This is a genomic window from Rhizobium sp. 268, from assembly GCF_036571585.1.
GTDB lineage: Bacteria > Pseudomonadota > Alphaproteobacteria > Rhizobiales > Rhizobiaceae > Rhizobium > Rhizobium redzepovicii.
On record NZ_JAPPSO010000002.1, the window covers coordinates 319,313 to 338,945 of the forward strand.

General features: G+C 61.0%; 18 protein-coding genes and 1 pseudogene. 8 read left to right on the forward strand and 11 right to left on the reverse strand.

Annotated elements, in window-relative coordinates:
• Positions 1-182 precede the first annotated feature (182 nt).
• Positions 183-1,415: an HlyD family secretion protein gene (locus OS035_RS04920; RefSeq protein ID WP_131710562.1), complete on the forward strand. Its 1,233-nt coding sequence runs from the start codon at positions 183-185 to the stop codon at positions 1,413-1,415.
• Entirely contained in the window at positions 1,397-3,391 is a 1,995-nt protein-coding gene (locus tag OS035_RS04925) for a glycosyltransferase (RefSeq protein WP_183779786.1), read from the forward strand. The genes OS035_RS04920 and OS035_RS04925 overlap by 19 nt, the downstream gene beginning before the upstream one ends.
• Positions 3,392-3,488: 97 nt before the next feature.
• Here the strand turns inward: OS035_RS04925 and OS035_RS04930 are convergent, their stop codons facing one another.
• From OS035_RS04930 to OS035_RS04940, 3 genes are all read right to left on the reverse strand, one after another.
• A complete protein-coding gene (locus tag OS035_RS04930) occupies positions 3,489-3,908 on the reverse strand; it encodes a type II toxin-antitoxin system VapC family toxin (protein WP_331813416.1) in 420 nt (139 codons plus the stop codon).
• Positions 3,905-4,159, reverse strand: a complete 255-nt coding sequence (locus OS035_RS04935; protein ID WP_003550301.1) for a FitA-like ribbon-helix-helix domain-containing protein — start codon at positions 4,157-4,159, stop codon at positions 3,905-3,907. The genes OS035_RS04930 and OS035_RS04935 overlap by 4 nt, the downstream gene beginning before the upstream one ends.
• Before the next feature lie 298 nt (positions 4,160-4,457).
• Positions 4,458-5,054, reverse strand: a complete 597-nt coding sequence (locus OS035_RS04940; RefSeq protein ID WP_131710565.1) for a TetR/AcrR family transcriptional regulator — start codon at positions 5,052-5,054, stop codon at positions 4,458-4,460.
• Positions 5,055-5,157: 103 nt separating this feature from the next.
• Here OS035_RS04940 and OS035_RS04945 point away from each other — a divergent pair, with 103 nt between their 5' ends.
• Positions 5,158-6,231, forward strand: coding sequence for a saccharopine dehydrogenase family protein (locus OS035_RS04945; RefSeq protein WP_331813417.1), 1,074 nt, complete (start codon positions 5,158-5,160; stop codon positions 6,229-6,231).
• Positions 6,232-6,326: 95 nt separating this feature from the next.
• Here OS035_RS04945 and OS035_RS04950 read toward each other — a convergent pair whose 3' ends face one another.
• From OS035_RS04950 to OS035_RS04985, 8 genes and pseudogenes are all read right to left on the reverse strand, one after another.
• On the reverse strand, positions 6,327-7,370 hold the full coding sequence (locus OS035_RS04950; protein WP_131710567.1) for an ABC transporter ATP-binding protein: 1,044 nt from the start codon (positions 7,368-7,370) through the stop codon (positions 6,327-6,329).
• A gap of 20 nt (positions 7,371-7,390) precedes the next feature.
• Positions 7,391-9,108, reverse strand: a pseudogene (locus tag OS035_RS04955) (GH32 C-terminal domain-containing protein).
• Positions 9,109-9,112: 4 nt separating this feature from the next.
• Positions 9,113-10,006, reverse strand: a complete 894-nt coding sequence (locus tag OS035_RS04960) for a carbohydrate ABC transporter permease (RefSeq protein ID WP_097624228.1) — start codon at positions 10,004-10,006, stop codon at positions 9,113-9,115.
• Complete coding sequence (locus OS035_RS04965) at positions 9,999-10,937, reverse strand: carbohydrate ABC transporter permease (protein ID WP_097624229.1); 939 nt, start codon at positions 10,935-10,937, stop codon at positions 9,999-10,001. The genes OS035_RS04960 and OS035_RS04965 overlap by 8 nt, the downstream gene beginning before the upstream one ends.
• A gap of 91 nt (positions 10,938-11,028) precedes the next feature.
• On the reverse strand, positions 11,029-12,321 hold the full coding sequence (locus tag OS035_RS04970) for an ABC transporter substrate-binding protein (RefSeq protein WP_131710570.1): 1,293 nt from the start codon (positions 12,319-12,321) through the stop codon (positions 11,029-11,031).
• A 36-nt stretch (positions 12,322-12,357) separates the two neighbouring features.
• Positions 12,358-13,362 (reverse strand): LacI family DNA-binding transcriptional regulator, encoded by a 1,005-nt coding sequence (locus tag OS035_RS04975; protein ID WP_222148735.1) that lies wholly within the window; start codon positions 13,360-13,362, stop codon positions 12,358-12,360.
• Between the two features lie 144 nt (positions 13,363-13,506).
• The gene (locus tag OS035_RS04980; protein ID WP_097624232.1) at positions 13,507-13,827 is read right to left on the reverse strand and encodes a hypothetical protein; all 321 of its coding nucleotides are present in this window, start codon (positions 13,825-13,827) and stop codon (positions 13,507-13,509) included.
• A 93-nt stretch (positions 13,828-13,920) separates the two neighbouring features.
• Positions 13,921-14,625, reverse strand: coding sequence for a transcriptional regulator NanR (locus tag OS035_RS04985; protein WP_097624233.1), 705 nt, complete (start codon positions 14,623-14,625; stop codon positions 13,921-13,923).
• Between the two features lie 177 nt (positions 14,626-14,802).
• Between OS035_RS04985 and oiaX the strand changes: the two genes are divergently transcribed.
• The 5 genes from oiaX (at position 14,803) to OS035_RS05010 (ending at position 19,551) form a co-directional block, all read left to right on the forward strand.
• Complete coding sequence (gene oiaX, locus OS035_RS04990; RefSeq protein WP_222148734.1) at positions 14,803-16,059, forward strand: 3-oxo-isoapionate-4-phosphate decarboxylase OiaX; 1,257 nt, start codon at positions 14,803-14,805, stop codon at positions 16,057-16,059.
• A 5-nt stretch (positions 16,060-16,064) separates the two neighbouring features.
• On the forward strand, positions 16,065-17,399 hold the full coding sequence (locus OS035_RS04995) for a four-carbon acid sugar kinase family protein (protein WP_222148776.1): 1,335 nt from the start codon (positions 16,065-16,067) through the stop codon (positions 17,397-17,399).
• The gene (locus OS035_RS05000) at positions 17,399-18,163 is read left to right on the forward strand and encodes a triose-phosphate isomerase (RefSeq protein ID WP_131710575.1); all 765 of its coding nucleotides are present in this window, start codon (positions 17,399-17,401) and stop codon (positions 18,161-18,163) included. The genes OS035_RS04995 and OS035_RS05000 overlap by 1 nt, the downstream gene beginning before the upstream one ends.
• A gap of 34 nt (positions 18,164-18,197) precedes the next feature.
• The gene (derI, locus tag OS035_RS05005; protein WP_003592019.1) at positions 18,198-18,644 is read left to right on the forward strand and encodes a D-erythrulose-4-phosphate isomerase; all 447 of its coding nucleotides are present in this window, start codon (positions 18,198-18,200) and stop codon (positions 18,642-18,644) included.
• Positions 18,645-18,723: 79 nt separating this feature from the next.
• Positions 18,724-19,551: a phosphogluconate dehydrogenase C-terminal domain-containing protein gene (locus OS035_RS05010; protein WP_131710576.1), complete on the forward strand. Its 828-nt coding sequence runs from the start codon at positions 18,724-18,726 to the stop codon at positions 19,549-19,551.
• Positions 19,552-19,633: the final 82 nt, after the last annotated feature.

Here is a 19,633-nt window from a genome sequence, read left to right on the forward strand (position 1 = left end):
ATCGACACGATGCCAGGCCTATGCCGGCGGCATTTGGTCCAGAGCCGAACTGTTTCTGCTGCAGGCTTGCGACCATCACTTGTCTAAAAATTTCAATGCGCTAAATTATGCAAGAATGGGTTGCATCCGGACCAGCTCGATTGGGACGGATGGCTGCAGAAGCGATACCTTCGGATGCCAACATGATCTGGAATCATCGCATCACACGCATCGTTGTCGGCCTGCTGCTGCTGACACTCGTGACCGTCGTTTCATTGCCGACGATTACCGGCTTTACGAGCCTTGATGGCACGGTCAATGCGCGGTTTGCTGTCGTTAATGCCCCAATCGACGGCACGATTGCGGAAGAACCCCTCAAGGTCGGCAGCCCGGTCAAAGCGGGACAAACCCTCGCAGAAATTAGAAATACGCGCGTCAATCGTGCAATCCTCGCCTCGCTCGAGGCAGATCGCAACACGGCGCTCGACCGCGTCGCGGCACTTAAAAAGGAACGCGAGGAGCTCTCCGCGCTTCGCGAGGAATTGTCTGGCAGATTGGAAGTCTACAAGCAGACCACCATTGCCAATCTCGAACGCGAAGTCGAAATCCTGCGGAAGAAAGTCGAGGTGTCGCAAGCTCAGGATCTGGTCGCCCAGGTCGATCTGAGCCGCCGGATGCAGCTCGAGTCAAAAGGCATTCTGACGCAGAAGCTGGTTGAGGCTGCGCGTGCGGCCGGTGCTGCGACCGGCGGCGAGGTCGAAATCAGCAATCTGACTGTCGATCAATTGCAACAAAGGCTCAATGCGGTCCGCCAGGGTATCTTTGTCTTCGGCGACGGACAGAATGACGTGCCTTATTCGCGACAGCGTGAAGACGAGGTTGTCGTTCGCATCAACGACTTGAACTCGCGCATTGCGGAAAACGAGACGCGAGCGACCGAAGTTCAAAAGCAGCTGGTTAAAGAGGCGAACCGCGTCAGCAGCCTTGAATCCGCAACCGCAATAGCGCCGTTCGACGGCGTTGTCTGGACCAGGAGTATCGTCAACGGTTCCAACGTCGTGCTGAACGACGAGTTGATGCGCCTCCTCGACTGTCGAGAGCTGTTTGTGGATATCCTTGTTCCCGAGGTCAACTATGACGAGATCTACCCGGAACTTGTTGCGCAGGTGCGCTTGTTCGGCCGCAGCGATGTCTTCAAGGGTACTGTCATTTCTGTCAGAGGCAGCTCGGCTTCGGTCGAGACCGATTCCTTTGCCGCCAGTTTGCCGCCGTCGACACAACGCAACGCCCGCATTCGGGTTCGCCTCGATCCATCCTTCATGAACGATGACTTTGCGAACTCCTGCCAGGTAGGGCGCACAGTGCAGGTACGGTTTTCCAAACACGGCATCGACGTGTCCAACTGGGTCAAAAGCCTGTGGTTCAGTATCTTCTAGCGCTGGTTCCGACCTTTCTCGTTATGGCCTTCTTTTTCCTGGGGCCGTTCAATTGGTCACGCCGTCACACCTGGACACGGGTGGTGACCTGCGCGTTTGTCGGTGCATTCGCATTGCGATACATGTTCTGGCGCTTGACGGAGACAGTGCTTCCCTATCCCGACGGCGGTCCGAGTTTCTACTGGGTCTGGATCCTCTTCATCGTCGAGATTCTGGCCTGCGTCGAAGTCATCCTCTTTCTGGTATTGATGAGCCGCTACGTCGACCGCAGCGCGGAAGCGGACAGGCTGGCACGCGTTTTCTTTGCGCGGGAGCAGCGTGAGCTGCCGACTGTCGATGTTTTCATTCCGACCTATAACGAGCCGCTCGACGTCCTCGAGCGAACCATCATCGGCGCCCGCTCGCTGGATTATCCTGCCGACAAATTGAATGTGTATGTGCTTGACGATCAACGCCGGGATTGGCTGAAGGCCTATTGCGAAGAAAAGAACGTCATCCACGTCACGCGCGGTGACAACAGCCATGCCAAAGCAGGCAACATGAACAACGGGTTGAAGGTCAGCTCGGGCGAGTTTATTGCGATCTTCGACGCCGATTTTGTGCCCTATCGGCATTTCCTTCGCCGGACGCTGCCCTTCTTTTTAGATGACAGCATCGGCATCGTCCAAACACCGCAACACTTCTTCAATGTCGATCCGGTGCAATCAAACCTTGGTCTGGAGAATATCTGGCCGGACGAGCAGCGCTTGTTCTTCGACGAGATCGCGCCCAGCCGAGACGCCTGGGATGTCAGTTTCTGCTGCGGGTCATGCTCGATTGCCCGCCGCGAGGCCGTCGACGCAATAGGCGGATTTCCGACGGAGTCGATCACCGAAGACCTGCTGACAACGCTTTCGATGCTCAACAAAGGCTACAAGACGCGCTATCTGAACGAGCGGCTATCGATGGGGCTGGCCGCCGAAAACCTGACCGGTTATTTCGTGCAGCGCGAACGGTGGTGTCAGGGGGGTATTCAAACCCTTTACCTCTATAATGGCCCGCTGCGCGGTCCGGGATTGACGCTCTTTCAACGGATCATGTTCCTGCCGGCGTCATGGCTGGTGCAGTATCTGGTCCGCTTCACGATATTGCTGGTCCCGATCGTCTATCTCTGGTTCGGCCTGCTCCCGCTCTATTTCACCGATATAGCCGATTATGTCTCTCATCAGGTGCCGCTGCTGGCGGCCTATTTTCTGCTGATGCTGTGGATCACGCCGACGCGCTATCTGCCTGTGATATCAAGCGCCGTCGGGACCTTTTCGACATTCCGCATGTTGCCGACCGTGGTCTCCAGCCTGGTGAGACCATTTGGCAAGCCGTTCAGGGTGACGCCAAAGGGCAGCGGCAACGAGGCGAACCAGTTTGACCGCTACAGCTTCGCCTGGATCGCAATCATGATCACGGTCACCGTCCTTGGACTTCTGGTCAACGTCGTACCGGAAACGTCGCATGTACAAGGCCAGTTTTCACCGGTCGCGGCGTGGTGGTCAGGCATCAATATCGTCGTCCTGCTCATCGCGTCGCTGATCTGCTTTGAGAAACCCCGGCGTTTGTTTCATGCGTTCAAGCTCGATGAACCCGCTGTCGTCGACGACGTCCCCGGCCAAATCGTCAGTCTGGCACTGGACAAAGCGGTCGTTGCGGTCCCCAGCATGGCCCGATTTCAATCCAAATCGGTCATGCTGAAACTCCCCGGCTTCGCCCCGTTCAAAGCGGAGCTCGGACAGGTCACTCAACGACGAAGCAGCATAAGTCGCGGCGGCGACAAGCAAGCCTATTACCTGCACCTGTATTTCGAACTCAGCGGCGCTGCGCGTGACAGCATGATTGTCAAACTCTATACCGGTCAATATTCCCGCGACATTCGCGACATCGACAAGGTTGCCGTCTCCCTTAATCTGTTGCTGCGGTCATTCGGGCGAACGCGCACTTTGTAGCCGGGCTCATGCGAGAGTTCGCCGCATCTCTGCCGACGTTGGCCTCGCTTGACCGCCTTGTGGAGTCGAACCGAGGGCACCTAAAATTACATGATATTTATGGAATCCAGGGGTTGATCACTTTCAACCCAGCGGCCTCAAAAGGGCTTGTGTCGCGAGTTGCGACGGCAAGGCCGTTCGCTATTGCAGTGGCTGCAATATATCCATCCGCCTTGCTGATCGCCTTCCCGGCTACTCGAGCGCGCGCCATCAGTTCCGAGTAGAATTGACTGGCGGCAAAATCGAAAGGCAGGATGCGTTCGGCAAAATGCGGAAGCACTTCGTCCTCCAGGCGATCGCGAAGGATAGTTTGCCGTTTGCCTGAGGGCATAGCGGCGATCCCGAAACGAAGTTCGGCAATTGTTATTGCGGAAAGGAAGAGAGTCTCGATGGTTTGGGCGTCCAACCAAGCGACCACTGCTCCATCAGGAACCGGTTTCCATGGCTCCGATATCACGTTGGTGTCCAACAAGATCATTCGAAAGTCATGGGTTCAGCGGGCGCCTTATCGCGATTTTGCTGCAGGGCTTCAACGTCGCTATTGGAAAGCTCAGCGTCACGACCAATGGCCGCGAGTAAAGAGCCGAGCTTCACGCGTTCAGATGGGCGAACGGCGGCCTCGATAATGTCCCGGATTTCGGCCTCTGTGCTTCGGCCATGGTGAGCCGCTCGCACCCGCAGTGCGCGATGTGTTTCATCAGAAAGATTGCGAATGGTGACAGCCGGCATTGATATCACTCTAGCAAAAACGATGGCATTGATATCAATATATGCGCCCTGACGCCAGGTTTCAAGGAAATTGATGCGCGGACGAAATCGTATCTGCATAGTTCCCTCGCCTTGAAGGGATCCGAACCGGCGGCCTGTAGTTACGAAAGCCTTGTGTGCGCAAGAGCGCCGACAAGAGATATTGCGGTACAAATTTCGGCTGAACAGCAATCGACGAATGTCGGGAACTCTCGATCCCGATGCGTGGCCCGTTCCTCTTGATCCATTTCCCAACGCCGAGAAATCTGCCTCCAGGGAGTCAGCCGCGGCTGGCGGCGATCAGGGCGTGCGCCGCATCACGAAGCAAACCGGTGGCCTCGCCGGGCTCGAACACCTGCATGCTGACAAAGGCGCCGTTGATCAGCACCGCGAGTTGCCCGGCAAGCCGGTCGGGTGCCGCGACCGCCAGTCTCCCGGCGATGGTCCTCAGGCGCCGCCGCATCTCCCGCATGTGGGCTTCGGCGACTTTGCGCGCGGGGTGACCGGTCTCCGGAAACTCGGCCGCCGTGTTGATCTGCGGGCAGCCCCGGTAATTGTCCCGGCCGACCCGTTCGCCGATCCACTCGAAATGGGCGTCGAGTTCAGCCCCGGCGTCATCCGCGTGCTGTTCGGTTACCTGGTCCCAGGTGTTCCAGAAGTCCAGGTCCTCGCGTTTCAGGAAGGCCGCGATCAAATCGTCCTTCGTGCCGAAATGGCGGTAAAGGCTGGTTTTGGCGACACCGGATTTTTCAACCACCAGATCGACGCCGACGGCACGCACGCCGCGGCGGTAGAAGAGTTCCGATGCCATCTCGAGAATTCTGTCCCGCACGTCGTTCACGGCTGGGGCGGGTGCGTTCACTGTGCTTTTCGTCATTCGCGTATCTCCAATTCAGTCACCCTAGCAGAAAGTTGATTGACGCGCTACAGACCTGTATGTTTTATTGAGTACAGACAGGTCTGTAGCGATGGAGAGAGCAATGACCACGACCCAACAAGCCGACATCACCAGAACATCATCCGAGGCCGTGGCGGTCCTTGGCGCGAATGGCCATACCGGCCGTTTTGTCGTCGCCGAACTGTTGCGGCGCGGGCTCAAGCCGATCGCGATCGGACGGAGCGCCGAACGATTGGCGGAGGCGGGCTTTGCGGAACGCGGCGTCGAATGCCGCGAAGCAGCGATAGAGGATGACGCGGCGCTCGACCGGGCGCTTGCGGGAGCGGCGGCTGTCATCAACTGCGCCGGCCCGTTCATGGACACGGCCGACGCAGCCGTGCGTGCCGCGTTGCGGGCCGGCATCCATTATCTCGACGTCACGGCCGAACAGCCGAGCGTACAGGCGACGTTCGACCGGCATGAGGCTGCGGCCCGGAAAGCCGGCGTAGTCGTCATCCCGGCGATGGGATTTTACGGCGGACTGGCCGACCTGCTGGTGGCAGCCCTGATGGACGAATGGCAGCACGCCGACACCGTTGAAATCCGGGTTGCGCTCGACAGCTGGCTGCCCACGAAAGGCACGCGCGTGACAGGCGAGAAGAACAGGGCGCAGCGCCTGGCGGTCAGCGGTGGCCAGCTTGGCCCCGTGCACCAGCCGCCGGCAGAGAAGGTGGCCGTCTTGCCGGCCCCGTTCGGCCGCCAGACATTCGTCGAGCTTCCATTTTCGGAGGTACCGCTGATCGCTGGCCACATCAGGACCAACGAGCTGCATACCTTTCTCAGCACGACAGCCCTGCGCGATGTTCGCGACCCCTCGACGCCCTCGCCCCAGGCCATCGACGAAACCGGGCGTTCGGCGCAGCGCTTCGCCGTCGAGGTGATCGTCACGCAAGGCGAGCTGTGCCGCCGGAGTCTCGCCCAGGGACAGGACATCTATGCTGTCACGGCGCCGATCATTTGCGAAGCGGTCCAGCGTATCCTGTCCGGGGAGATCCGCGAGACCGGCGCAAAGCCGCCGGCTGCCATTTTCCATGCCGCGAGTTTCCTGAGCGCGCTCGGCTCCGATCTGTCGGTTGAGGCATTAGAAACCTCAGATGTTCAGAAGGTCCATCCATAAATGGCATAACCAAAGCAGTCCCTCGCAAAAACTGGGCATTTTGCGAGGGGACTCTACGACACTCACAATCGGCGTGCCGGTCAAAACGCCCCATCTTAATTCAGGCGATTGCCGCCTGTTCCAAACAAATGCACCTTCGACAGGTCAGGGGCGATCGAGATTTGTTGTCCCGGCTCAAAGTCGACCCGTTCGCGCAGAAGCAGCGTGATATCTGCATTTCCGAGCCTGGCGTTGATGAGAGTTTCCGATCCGGTCGGCTCGACGACGACGATGGTGGCCCGCACCCCGTCCTCGCGGATCGACAGATGCTCGGGGCGGATGCCATAGGTGACGGCGTCCGCCGGTTGCCGGCCGGGCGGCAGAGGCAGGCTGGTTCTGTCCAAAACGAAGCTGCCGCCGCTGACCTTGCCTTCGAACAGGTTCATGGCGGGCGAGCCGATGAAAGAGGCGACGAAGGTGTTTGCCGGCCGGTCGAAGAGTTCGAGCGGCTTGCCGATCTGCTCCACGCGGCCGCTGCGCATCACGACGATTTTGTCGGCCATGGTCATGGCTTCGACCTGATCATGGGTGACATAGACGGTGGTGGTCTTCAGCCGCTGGTGAAGCTCCTTGATTTCCGCCCGCATCGTCACACGCAGCTTGGCGTCGAGGTTCGAGAGCGGCTCGTCGAAGAGAAACACCTGCGGGTGACGAATGATCGCCCGGCCCATGGCGACGCGCTGGCGCTGGCCGCCCGACAGCTGTTTGGGCAATCTGTCGAGGAGAGGCCCAAGCGCCAGAATGTCGGCCGCCTCCTTCACCTGCTTTTCGATCGTCGATTTGTTCCGCCCCTGAAGCTTCAGAGCGAAGCCCATATTCTCCGCGACGGTCATGTGCGGATAGAGCGCGTAACTCTGGAACACCATGGCGATATCCCGCTCTTTCGGCGCCACGTCGTTCACGATCCGGCCGCCGATGCGGATTTCGCCGTCGCTGATCTCCTCCAGCCCTGCGAGCATTCTGAGCAGGGTAGACTTGCCGCAGCCCGAGGGGCCGACGAGCGTGACGAATTCGCCGTCCTCAATATCGACGGAGACGCCGTGGATCACCGGAACGGCACCATAATGCTTGCGGGCTTCGTCTATTGTAACCGATGCCATGTCGTTTCATCCTCCAGCGATTAAAGACTGAGCTGCCAGATTTCGGCGGCGAGCACATTGCCCTCGGGCGCGGTCAGACGCACCGAGCTTACGCCCTTGAAGCCGGGCAACCGCTTGGTTCCCGTCCAGCGGCCATCGTCGGCAAAGACCTCGAGCGAGCCCGCATCGAGGAAGATCCGGATGGTCGACGGGCGTGCGCCGGCGGCGATATAGCGCGGTGATGCCTTGGCATTCGTCACTGAAAAGGGAATGCTCAGCCCATCCTCGTTCAACTGAACCGCAACAGTTGCTTCGGAATGATCGAATTCCAAACGGAAGGCGTTGCCGGCTTCCTTCAAGGTGAGCAGGATTTCGACGGAGCCGTTGCCGAGAGCGACGGTTTGGCCTTCCAGAAGGCCTCCGACATCCAGTCGGTGCCGCCGCAGGCTTTCCACAGCGGCGACCGGCGGCGTAATCAGCGCCCCGCTCTGCAATGCCAGCCGGCGCGGCAGGGTCATCGCCGTCGGCATGTCGATTTCTCTTGATATATCCGTCCAGTTCGCAAGCCATGCGATGCCGATCGGGCCGGCATGGTCGACGAAGGCCTGGAACGCGTAGGCATCGGTGCCGAAATCCAGTTCCTGTTCAAATTGCATGGAGAACTTTTGGCCGTCGAAACGGCCGACGCTCGCAAGCGTGATGTTGCGCCGGCCCGTTGTCGGGTCGCGGCTGGTCAGCAGACCGAAGATCATGGCCCAGCGCGTCATCGGGTCGTTGGCGGGACCGTCGAGGGGCACCATGCAGGGGCACTCCGCCGCCGTCATCCCGAAGCGGTTCTCGCGGTGAAGCATGCCGAGGAAGGTCCATCCCGTCGCCGCAGCCGGATCATCCGTTTCGTAGAGCAGGATGACGCCGCCCTCGCGGTCCCGTGTGCCCACCAACATCTTCCATTTGCCGTCGGGCCCCGAAAAGACGTAAGGATCGCGGAAGTCGGTTGTCAGGCCGAGCCCGGCGGGACGCGCTGGCAGGATCAGGTTCGCCGGCTCGACATTGACAAGATCGGGGCTGGTGGCGGTGAACTGAACCTGTTCCTCCGGTTGCCGATCTTTCATGTGCTCGGTGAAGAAAATGCGAAGGCCGGCTTCATCGCCGGGAAGAGCGATCGCGGAGCCGGAAAATGCCCCGCCCCGCCCGTCGGCCTGCTGAGCGAGTTCATCGGAAGGGAAAAGAAAGATCGGGAGATGCTTCCAGTGAAGATAGTCCTCCGAAACCGCATGACCCCAATGCATGTTGTTCCATCGAGGGCTATGCGGATAATGCTGGTAGAACAGGTGCAGCTTGCCGCCGAACCTTCCGAACCCGTTGGGATCGTTCATCCAACCAGACAGCGGACGGAAGTGATAGCTGCCCGGGACCTAGGTGTGGCGGCGCATTGTCGGACATGCAGCAGCCGGATGCCTTCTTCCAGGACGCGGGGCGGGAGAAAAGCATAGAGGACCGATATTTCGGTTGTAACCGGATTGTAGGAGAAAGCCGCCTCTCCGCCTCTTTCCAGCGTCAGCCGCCGAAACTCGAATTCATGCGGATTTGATGTTTCGACAGCACCGGCCGGCTCCCCGTCGACATATGCCGTCAGCCTGCCCGTGGCGCCGGCATGCGGCGCCCTGATCCAGGCGTGGATCGTGGCCCCCTCGGGCAGGACGGCGCTGATCGTCTCCGGCCCCACTTGATCGGACGGAGAAATCGCTTGGCTTGTCATCAATTCAACCTTTCACGGCGGAGCCAATAAAGGAGCTCACGAACCAGCGCTGGAACGCGAGGTAGAGCCCAAGGATCGGGATCATCATCAAAACGGAGGCAGCCATCGCACGATCCCAGTAGATGCTGTCCTGTCCGAAGAAGGTCGCGATGGCCACCGCGATCGGCCGGGCATAGTCGGTCTGCGTCACCAGGATCGGCCAGAGATACTGGTTCCAGGTCTCGATCCCCATGAGGATCGACACGGTGGCGAGTGCCGGCAGGCTGAGCGGCAGGAAGATGGAGCGATACGCCCGGAAAAAGGACGCGCCGTCGATCTCGGCGGCCTCCAGCAATTCCTTCGGCAGTTGCGCGAAGAATTGGTAGAACAGGAAGATATAAAGGGGGCTGGCGACCCAGGGAACGATCTGTACCGCGAAGGTGTCGGTCATTCCCGCCCGAGAAACCATGATCACGAGCGGCATGATGATGCTTTCCTGCGGGATCACATAGAGCGCGATCACGATCGACAGGATGACGGCGCGGCCCTTGAACGATCCCCAGGCCAGGACAAAGGCGGCCATCGAATTCACGATCAGGCCGGAACAGACCGTCGTGACCAGGATGATCAGCGAGTTGATGAGGTAGCGTCCGAAGGCGAGTTCACCCGAGAGGTGGCCGACCTCGGCATAGTTGGAAAGCGTGGGGTTCGAAACCCAGAAGGCGCGGAAGCTGCCCATATCGGCCAGAATCTGGAACCGGTCATCCTTGAGGCTTGCCACGACCAGGAGCAGCAATGGAGACACGATCACCAATGCGATGATGAAAATGCATGTCGTCTGGATGATGCGAAGAACCGTTGCGGGGGAACGGGGCCGCGCCGTGCGGGCCTGCGGGATCGAGAGTGCGATATCAGACATCGAAGCGCCTCAGGAGCTGGCGCTGGATCAGCGCGATGATGAGAACGATCACGAACAAGATGACCGAAACGGCAGAGGCGTAGCCCATCTTCTGCTCTTCGAAGCCGGAACGGACCATGTAGTGCACCACCGTTTCGGTGCTGCTCTTTGGACCGCCCTGCGTGAGGATGGCCACCTGGGTATACAGCTTGAACGCCTGGATGGTCGTGATCACCAGCACGAAGACATGGGTCGGCCGCAGGCCGGGCATGGTCACATGCCAGAAGCGCCGGAAAGCGTTCGCACCGTCGATCTTGGCGGCATCGTAGAGTTCGTCCGGAATTCCCTGAAGGCCGGCGAGGTAGACGATCATCTGGAAGCCGTAGGCCTGCCAGGCTGAGAGCAGGACGAGCGAGAACATCGCCCATTGCGGATCGCCGAGCCAATCGATCGGCTGGATCGCTCCGCCGGAGAGAAAGCCCAGGATCTGGTTGAACGGTCCCGTGGGATACTGGAACAGCGTGCCCCAGATGACGCAGACCACGACCATCGAGGTGATCGCCGGCAGGAAGAACATGCCGCGCAGCAGATTGCGGAACGGCAGCTTCTGATGCAGGAGCAGCGCCGTCGCGAAGGCGAGGCCGCACTGCGCCGGAATGATCCAGAAGGTGAAGCGCGAGACGTTCCAAAGGGCGGTCCAGAAAAGATCGTCCTGGAAGATACGGATGAAATTGTTGAACCAGACGAAGCGGACGGGCGTCGGCCGCGGCACCAGCGGCTGGTTGGTCATTGCCGTCCAGAAGGACAGGAGGAACGGCAGGATGAGAAAGAAGGTCAACAGGATCACCGCCGGCGCGAGCATGGCCGCTTCCTGCATCAGCCGTCCCCTGTCATGCCGGCGCGCCGGAGCCTTTCGGACGGATGTCGACGATATCGATTGTTGCATGACCATGTAGCTCCTCCTCTCCAACCCTTAATCCCGGTCCACCCTGCGATGCCTGCCGGAGACAACGCAGGGCTTCGACCTGTCGGCGGCGATGCTCTTATTGCCCGTCGCCGAACGGCGGATACCCGTCATTGTCCTCGATATCCTCGTCGATCTTCTTGGCGGCTGACGTCAGCGCCTCCTTGGGATCGCCGCCGTTGAACGCCTCATCGACGGCCTGCATGAAGGCCGAGGTGATTGTCGGATAGGCAGGATGCGGCGGGCGCGAGACGGCCGTCTTTGATGCCTGTTCGAAGGCGATCGCCATCGGGCCGCCGTTTGCATAGAGCGGAGATTCGGCCGCAAAGCTCTTCAGGCCGGGATAACCCGACTGGCTTGCGACGTAGGCCCGATACTCCTTGTCCTTCAGAAGGAAGCTGATGAACTTGGCGGCGATATCGGGATGTTTCGACGTCTTGGTGATCGCCCAGATCCAGGTGCCATTGGGGCTCGCACCCTTGGCGCCGAACTTCGGAAGCGGCAGGACGACGATGTTGTCCTTCATGGTCGCGGCGGCCTCGGCATAAACCCAGTGTCCGCCGAGCGCCAGCGCTGCCGGATTGCCTTCGGCGAAGAACTGGTTGGTTCCGGCCGATTGCGGCACGACCCAGCCGTTCTTGACCCACTTCTGCATCATGGCGAGAGCATCGACGCAGGCATCGCTGTCCAGCGTTCCCTCGGATTTCCAGGCCTTGCGGTCGATGAGATCGCAGCCGGCCGATTGCAGGATCGGACCATAGGCATAGGTGATCCATTCGGTCTTGATGCCGTAGCCGCGGAAAGTGTCGATCGGCCACTTCACCCCGTCGAGCTTAGACAGCTTCTCGAGATAGGTTTCGAACTCCTCCCTGGTCCAGGCATCGTCGACGGATTTCGGAATGCGGGCGCCGATTGCTTCCAGATATTTCTTGTTGCCGTAAAGAACCACCGACGAGTCGGTGAGGCCGATTGCATAGAGGTCCTTGTCGATCGGGTATGTGCCCTGGGCGACGTTGGACTCCGTCATGTCGTCGAGGAGGTCCTTGTCGATCAGCGGCTTGATCGGCTGAAGATAACCCGACCAGACGTAGTTGGCGAGGAACGGCGCATCGAGTTCCATGACGTCGGGCAGTTGCTTGGCCATGACGGCGGCGCTGAACTTCTCGTTATAGGCATCGTGCGGCGCATAGATGAACTGTATGTCGACATCGGGATTGGCGGCCTCGAACCGTTCGGCGACTTTGCCGTAGGCGGCGACAAAACCGGGATCGCCCTGATGCATGACCTGGATTGCGGTTTTCTCGGCTGCCTGCGCCCATGATGCTGATAGCACCGAGGACAGGACCAGAGACCAAAGTAATCGTTTACCCATTTGAATTCCTCCTCAATTGAATGGGACTTTCTCAATTTATACGGATGCCCGCTCCACCAGTTGGAACGGCAGTTTCTGCACTCCGACCGGAGCCCGGTCTTCGGCAAGCAGGATTTGTGCGGCCTGGCGGCCCATGGCGCGATGGGGCAGCGCCATGGTGGTCAGCGGCGGGTCGAGACGCGAGGCGATCTCGACCTGATTGTCGAAACTCGCAACGGCGACGTCATCGGGGATGGTTGCGCCTGTCCGGCGTAGCGCCGCATAGGCCTCCATCGCCACGCGGTCATTGCCGCATAGGATGGCATCGGGACGCCGTGGGCCGTTCATCAGCGCATGGACATGCGTGCCCACGAGGCTGTGCGCCCGGTCATTGTAGATCGCCTTGCTGACGGCAGGCAGGACGATGGCGCCGGCTCCGTCGATGCCGGCATGATCGAGCGCCTGCCGGAAACCGAGTTCGCGGAGGTCGCCAGCAAGCAGCCCCGGCAGATTGATGAAGGCAATGTTGCGCCGGCCGGCGTCGATCAGGTAGTTGGTAATCTCCAGCGCCGCCCCTGCTTCATCGGGCACCAGCGAGGTCACGCGGTCGTTGGCATCGCGGCAGTTGATCATGACGCCGACCGCATCGGCAAATTCGGGCGGCAGGTCGACGCTCTTGTGATACATGGCGGCATAGGCAATCGCCCGCGGGCGAAACCGCCGCATCTCGTCGAGGATCGACGCCACGCTGCGATGGCCGCCGAGTGTCATGGCGAAAACGGCCATGTCAGCGGCGCGCACAGCGCCGTCGAGCCCCCTGATAATCTCCGTCGCGAAAGGCGACGTGATCAAGTCGTCCGCGACCAGGCCGACGAGCGGCATCCACCCCTGCCGCATGCTGCGTGCGGCGAAGTTAGTGACATAGCCGAGCTCCTCGGCGATCTCCTTGATCCGCTGCCGGGTATCCTCCGACATGCGCGCCGACCCGCCATGCAAGGCGCCTGACACGGTCTTGACGGAAACGCCTGCACGGGCAGCTATGTCGTTGAGTGAAGTGGTCACGGGCGATGCTTTGGGTCATCGATTACCCAACTTGATACCAATCGCCTGTCGATGAGTCAAGGCTGGCTCGGGGATGCCGCCGATAAGGGCTGTGAGATGAGGCAAAAACCCCGCCGAAGCGGGGTTTTTGCCTGGGGAAGCCGATCAGTTGTTATGGGCTGCGCAGGCTTCGTCCATCGGCGTGGCATTGCTGGTGCCGCCCTGGGTCTGAAGTTTGGCCGAGTTGTTGACCGGGTTCGGGCACTTGGTCTTGTCCATTTTCATCGTGCCGCTGGTCGTGGAATTGGTCGTGGTGGAATCGGTCGCCATCGGCTTTTTGGTCTTCATGTCGCTGGCCGCGCCGCCACCCTGATCGGCCTGGTTCTTGTCAATCGTGGCGCCGGCCGGCGCTGGGTTGGACTGCGCGAAGGCCGATGTGGCCATGCCGATTGCGAAAAGCGAAGCTGCTACGAGTTTCATGCGCATTTTCATATCCTCCTTGGGATTTTTGCCTGACGGGCCTATCCAAAACCTCGCCGGCACATCATTGTTCCCAAGCAGTCGCTAAACAAAAGCTCCCTACTTCGCGTAAAGCGCTCGCGAGCGTTCGAGGTGTTTGAGCAGCGCGGTTTCCGAGCCGTCGATGTCGTTGGCTTCCAGGCGGTCGACGATTTCGTCGTGTTCGGCGAGCGTGAACTTTTCCTTGCCGGTCCAGATCAGCATCTCGGTATGATATTCCTTCAGCCAGGCAAGCATGGCTTCGCTGACGGCAACATAGATCGGATTGCCGGAGATCTGGGCGATGCGGGTGTGGAATTCCATGTCGGCGTCAATGAACGCTTCGGCGCGCCCGAGCGACATGCGCTGACGCTCGATGATATCCCTGAGATCGGCGATGTCGGTTGCCGAGGCGCGCTGGGCGGCCTCGCGGGCCATGCCGCGCTCGAAGAAGATGCGGGCGCTCTTCAGATGTTCGAGCGAATCCGCCGATTGCGACAGCATGATCTTGGCGGTGAGATCGACCTGGCGGAAGATCGACTTTGCCGTCAGCCTGAGCACCTTGGCTCGTTCGCCGTGTGAAATGCTGACGAGGCCCTTGTTGGCGAGCGACTGCATGGCTTCGCGGATTGCCGGGCGGCCGACGCCGAAGCGCTCCATCAGCACCCGTTCGGAGGGCATTTCATCGCCGGGCTGGAGCTCGCCTGATGTGATCAATCGCTCAAGTCGATCAAACACTTCGTCGGATAGTTTGCGGCGGACGATCTGTTCGAGGGGCTGGGTCATGAGATCTCGCTGGCTCAAATGTCTCCTCCTAACAGTTTTCGAACCAAGGACAAAGCGCGCAACGAAAATTTGCGCGGCCGAAGATTCCGCTTTGCATCGATTGGAATACTCATTATACCAGATCACAAGTTGACGCCATGACAATCTGCGTAGGCCGAGAGGAGCAGCCGTCCGTTCATGATGATTACCCTGACCTACCGCATCGAAACGCCCGGCAGCGTCGAGGCGATGGCGGAGAAGATCGCCAGCGACCAGTCGACCGGGACCTTCGTGCCGGTTCCGGGCGAGACCGAGGAGCTGAAGGCGCGTGTCGCCGCCCGGGTGCTGGCGATCCGCCCGCTCGAGGACGGGCGTCATCCGACCTGGCCGGAGGCGGCTCCCGGCACGCGGCTGCACCGCGCCGATGTCGACATCGGCTTTCCGCTTGAGGCGATCGGCATCGATCTCTCCGCTCTGATGACCATCGCGATCGGCGGCGTCTATTCGATCAAGGGCATGACCGGCATCCGCATCGTCGACATGACGCTGCCGGAGGCTTTCAAGAGCGCCCATCCCGGGCCGCAATTCGGCATACCGGGCAGTCGGCGCCTCACCGGCGTCGAAGACCGGCCGATTATCGGCACGATCGTCAAGCCGGCACTTGGGCTGAGACCGCACGAGACGGCCGAGCTCGTCGGCGAGTTGATCGCATCGGGCGTCGACTTCATCAAGGACGATGAGAAACTGATGAGCCCGGCCTATTCGCCGCTCAAGGACCGCGTCGCGGCGATCATGCCGCGCATTCTCGATCATGAGCAGAAGACCGGCAAGAAGGTGATGTATGCCTTCGGCATCTCGCATGCCGACCCCGACCAGATGATGCGCAACCACGACATCGTCGCTGCGGCCGGCGGCAATTGTGCTGTCGTCAACATCAACTCGATCGGTTTCGGCGGCATGAGCTTTCTGCGCAAGCGCTCCAGCCTGGTGCTGCACGCGCATCGAAACGGCTGGGACGTGCTGACGCGCGATCCGGGCGCCGGCATGGACTTCAAGGTCTACCAGCAGTTCTGGCGGCTCTTGGGCGTCGACCAGTTCCAGATCAACGGCATCAGGGTGAAATATTGGGAGCCCGATGACAGCTTCGTCTCGTCTTTCAAGGCCATCAGCGCGCCGCTGTTCGACGCCGCCGACCGGCCGCTTCCGGTCGCAGGTTCCGGCCAGTGGGGCGGACAGGCGCCGGAGACCTATCAGCGCACCGGCCGCACCGTCGACCTCCTCTATCTCTGCGGCGGCGGCATCGTCAGTCATCCCGGCGGCCCGGCCGCCGGCGTTCGCGCCGTGCAGCAGGCCTGGCAGGCGGCGGTCGCCGACATTCCGCTGGAGGTCTACGCGAGAGATTATCCGGAGCTTGCCGCCTCGATTGCGAAATTCAGCGATGGCAAAGGCGCGTGAGCGATATGGACGGACGTCTCGTCAGCTATTACGGCGATGATTTTACCGGCTCGACCGACGTCATGGAGGCGCTTGCCTCGAACGGTGTCGAGACCGTGCTCTTCCTCGACCTTCCCTCGCCGGAATTCTTCGCCCGCTTCAAACACTGCCGCGCGATCGGCTTGGCGGGAACGAGCCGCAGCGAAACGCCGGCGTGGATGGAGGAACACCTTGCGCCGGCCTTCGACTGGCTGAGTTCGCTCGGTGCTTCGATCTGCCATTACAAGGTCTGCTCGACCTTCGATTCCAGCCCGGGGATCGGCAATATCGGCAAGGCGATCGAAGTCGGCCGCAGGCGTTTCGGACAGTCCATCGTGCCGGTTATCGTCGGCGCGCCGCAATTGAAGCGCTATACGGCCTTCGGCAATCTCTTCGCCGCCTATCAGGGCCGCGTCTTCCGCATCGACCGCCATCCTGTCATGAGCCGCCATCCCGTCACGCCAATGGACGAGGCGGATCTTGCGCTCCATCTGTCGAAGCAGACCTCCCTCCCCGTCCTGCTTGCCGATCTCGTTGCGATCACCGCGGCGGACGCCGACCAACGGATCGACGCGCTGACATCGAATGGCGAAGGGATACTGCTCCTCGATGTCGACTGCGCAGCAACACAGGCGGCCGCCGGCCGGCAGATGCTGCGGGTCACAGGCCGTTCGGGAGGTTTCGTCGCCGGCTCCTCTGGTGTCGAATATGCCCTGCTCAGCGCCTGGCGGCAGGCCGGCCTGATCTGTGAGATCGGCGCCGAATTTGCCGATATCGGCCCGGTCGATCGCCTCGCCGTCGTCTCCGGCAGCGTCTCGCCGACCACCGAGCGGCAGATTCGCACGGCTGCCGAGAACGGTTTCGAGAGCATTGCGCTCGACCCGCTCGCGCTGGTTTCCAATGGCGAAGCCGCCGTGGAAGCGGCCGTGCAGGCGGGTGTCAGCAAGCTGAAAGACGGCAAGAGCGTCATCCTCTATACGGCGCTCGGCCCATCCGCGGACCGCGGCGCCGATATCGACCGGCTGCCGGGCGCCCGCCACCGGCTCGGCAGTACCCTCGGCACGATCCTGCGACGGCTGATCGAAGCGGAAGGGCTGTCGCGCGCCGTCGTTGCCGGCGGCGACACGTCGAGCCATGCGCTCCGGCAATTGAAGATCGACGCGCTGACGACGCTTCTGCCGCTGCCCCAGACGCCGGGTTCGCCGCTATGCCTCGCCCATGGCGATTACCCGCCGACCAATGGCCTGCAGATCGCGCTGAAAGGCGGCCAGGTCGGAACGGACGGCTATTTCGCGCAGATCCGTCTGGGAAGGAAGAACTGATGGTCGTCTGGGTCGGCACCAGCTTCAAGATGAACAAGACGGTGGAGGACGCTCTGGCTTTCGCGCACCGCCTCGCAGCGACGGACGCGGAACGCGATACCCGCGTGCAGCGCTTCGTCATTCCCGCCTTTACCGCGGTGCGCGAGGTCAAGCGGCTGCTGGCCGAGACCTCGGTGAAGGTCGGCGCCCAGAACATGCACTGGGAGGATGCCGGCGCCTGGACCGGCGAGATTTCTCCTCTGATGCTGAAGGACTGCCAGCTCGACATCGTCGAGCTCGGCCATTCCGAGCGCCGCGAGCATTTCGGCGAGACCGACGAAACCGTCGGCCTCAAGGTTTCCGCCGCGATCCGCCATGGCTTGACGCCGCTGATCTGCATCGGCGAGACCCTGCAGGAGCGCCAGGAGGGCCGGGCCGATGCGGTTTTGCGGCGCCAGGTCGAGGCGGCGCTGCGCGGCGTCGACACGGAGGCCGACAAGGCTCCGATCCTGCTTGCCTATGAGCCTGTCTGGGCAATCGGCGCCAAGGGCATACCGGCGACCGCCGACTACGCGTCGGAGCGGCACGGCAAGATCGCCGAGGTGGCGAAATCCATTCTTGGCCGTGCGGTGCCGATTCTCTACGGCGGCAGCGTCAATCCGGAAAATTGTGAGGAACTGATCACCGAGGCGCATATCGACGGCCTGTTTATCGGCCGCTCCGCCTGGGGCGTCGACGGTTACCTCGACATTCTTCGTCGCGTCAGCGCGGCGATCGAAAGGTGATTTCCATGCCTGAGGGCGATGAAAGGAAACTGCTATGAAGATTGCAATTGGCGCCGACAGCGCCGGCAAACCGCTCCTCGATGTTATTGCCGCCCATCTCGCCGGCAAAGCGGATCTCGAAGTTCACGATCTCAGCCAGTCCGGCTTCTACGCCGATCTCTCCCAGCGCCTGGCGCAGACGATCGTCGACGGCGAACATCAGCGCGGCATCCTGTTCTGCGGCACCGGCATCGGTGTGTGCATTTCCGCAAACAAGGTGCCTGGTATTCGCGCCGCACTCACCCACGACACCTATTCGGCGGAACGCGCGGCGAAATCGAACAACGCCCAGATCATCACGATGGGCGCGCGCGTGATCGGCCCGGAACTGGCGAAGTCGATCGTAGACGTCTGGCTCGCTTCCGAATTCGATCCCGATGGCCCGTCGGCCGGCAACGTCGAGGCGATCGACCGGCTCGACGCCGAAAAACATGGGTCTTAAACGACCAAAGTAATGATATGGTGATTGACTCATCATACCAGTATATGATCCTATCCAGAACTGAAAAGGTGAGGAAAACATGACCAAGATTGCTCTCTTCGGCGCCGGCGGCAAAATGGGATACCGGCTTGCCAAAAATCTCAAAGGCTCGCGCTTTGAAGTGCACCATGTCGAGGTGAGCGACGCTGGCAAGGCGCGTTTGAAGAACGATCTCGGCCTTGATTGCGTGCCGGTCGATGCCGCGCTCGACGGCGCTGATGTGGTCATCCTCGCCGTGCCGGATACGGCGATCGGCAAGGTCGCGGCCGGCATCGTCGACAAGCTCACATCAGGCACGATGGTGGTGGCGCTGGATGCCGCCGCCCCATTCGCCGGCCATCTGCCGAAGCGCGACGACCTCACCTATTTCGTCACTCATCCCTGCCATCCGCCGATCTTCAACGATGAGACGGATATGCAGGCCAAGAAGGACCATTTCGGCGGTCTGTTTGCCAAACAGCATATCGTCTCGGCGCTGATGCAGGGGCCTGACAGCGCCTATACGCTCGGTGAGGAAATCGCCAAGCTCATCTGGGCGCCGGTCATGCGCTCGCACAGGGTTACGGTCGATCAGCTCGCCATGCTCGAACCCGGCCTTTCCGAAACGGTCTGCGCTTCGCTGCTCGTCGTCATGCGCCAGGCGATGGACGAATGCGTGGCGCGCGGCGTGCCGGCGGAGGCCGCCCGCGACTTTCTGCTCGGCCATATGAACGTGCTCGGCGCCGTCATCTTCAAGGAGGTCGACGGCGTGTTCTCGGATGCCTGCAACAAGGCAATCGAGTTCGGCATTCCGGCGCTGATGCGCGACGACTGGAAGAAAGTCTTCGAACCGCAGGAGATCGCCGAAAGCATCCGGCGCATCACCTGAACCGGCCCGGGGAGGCATGCCCTCCCCCTTAACCGCTCCGGGGAGACGGAGTAACCGCTCCGGAGACGGGGCTTCATTCACA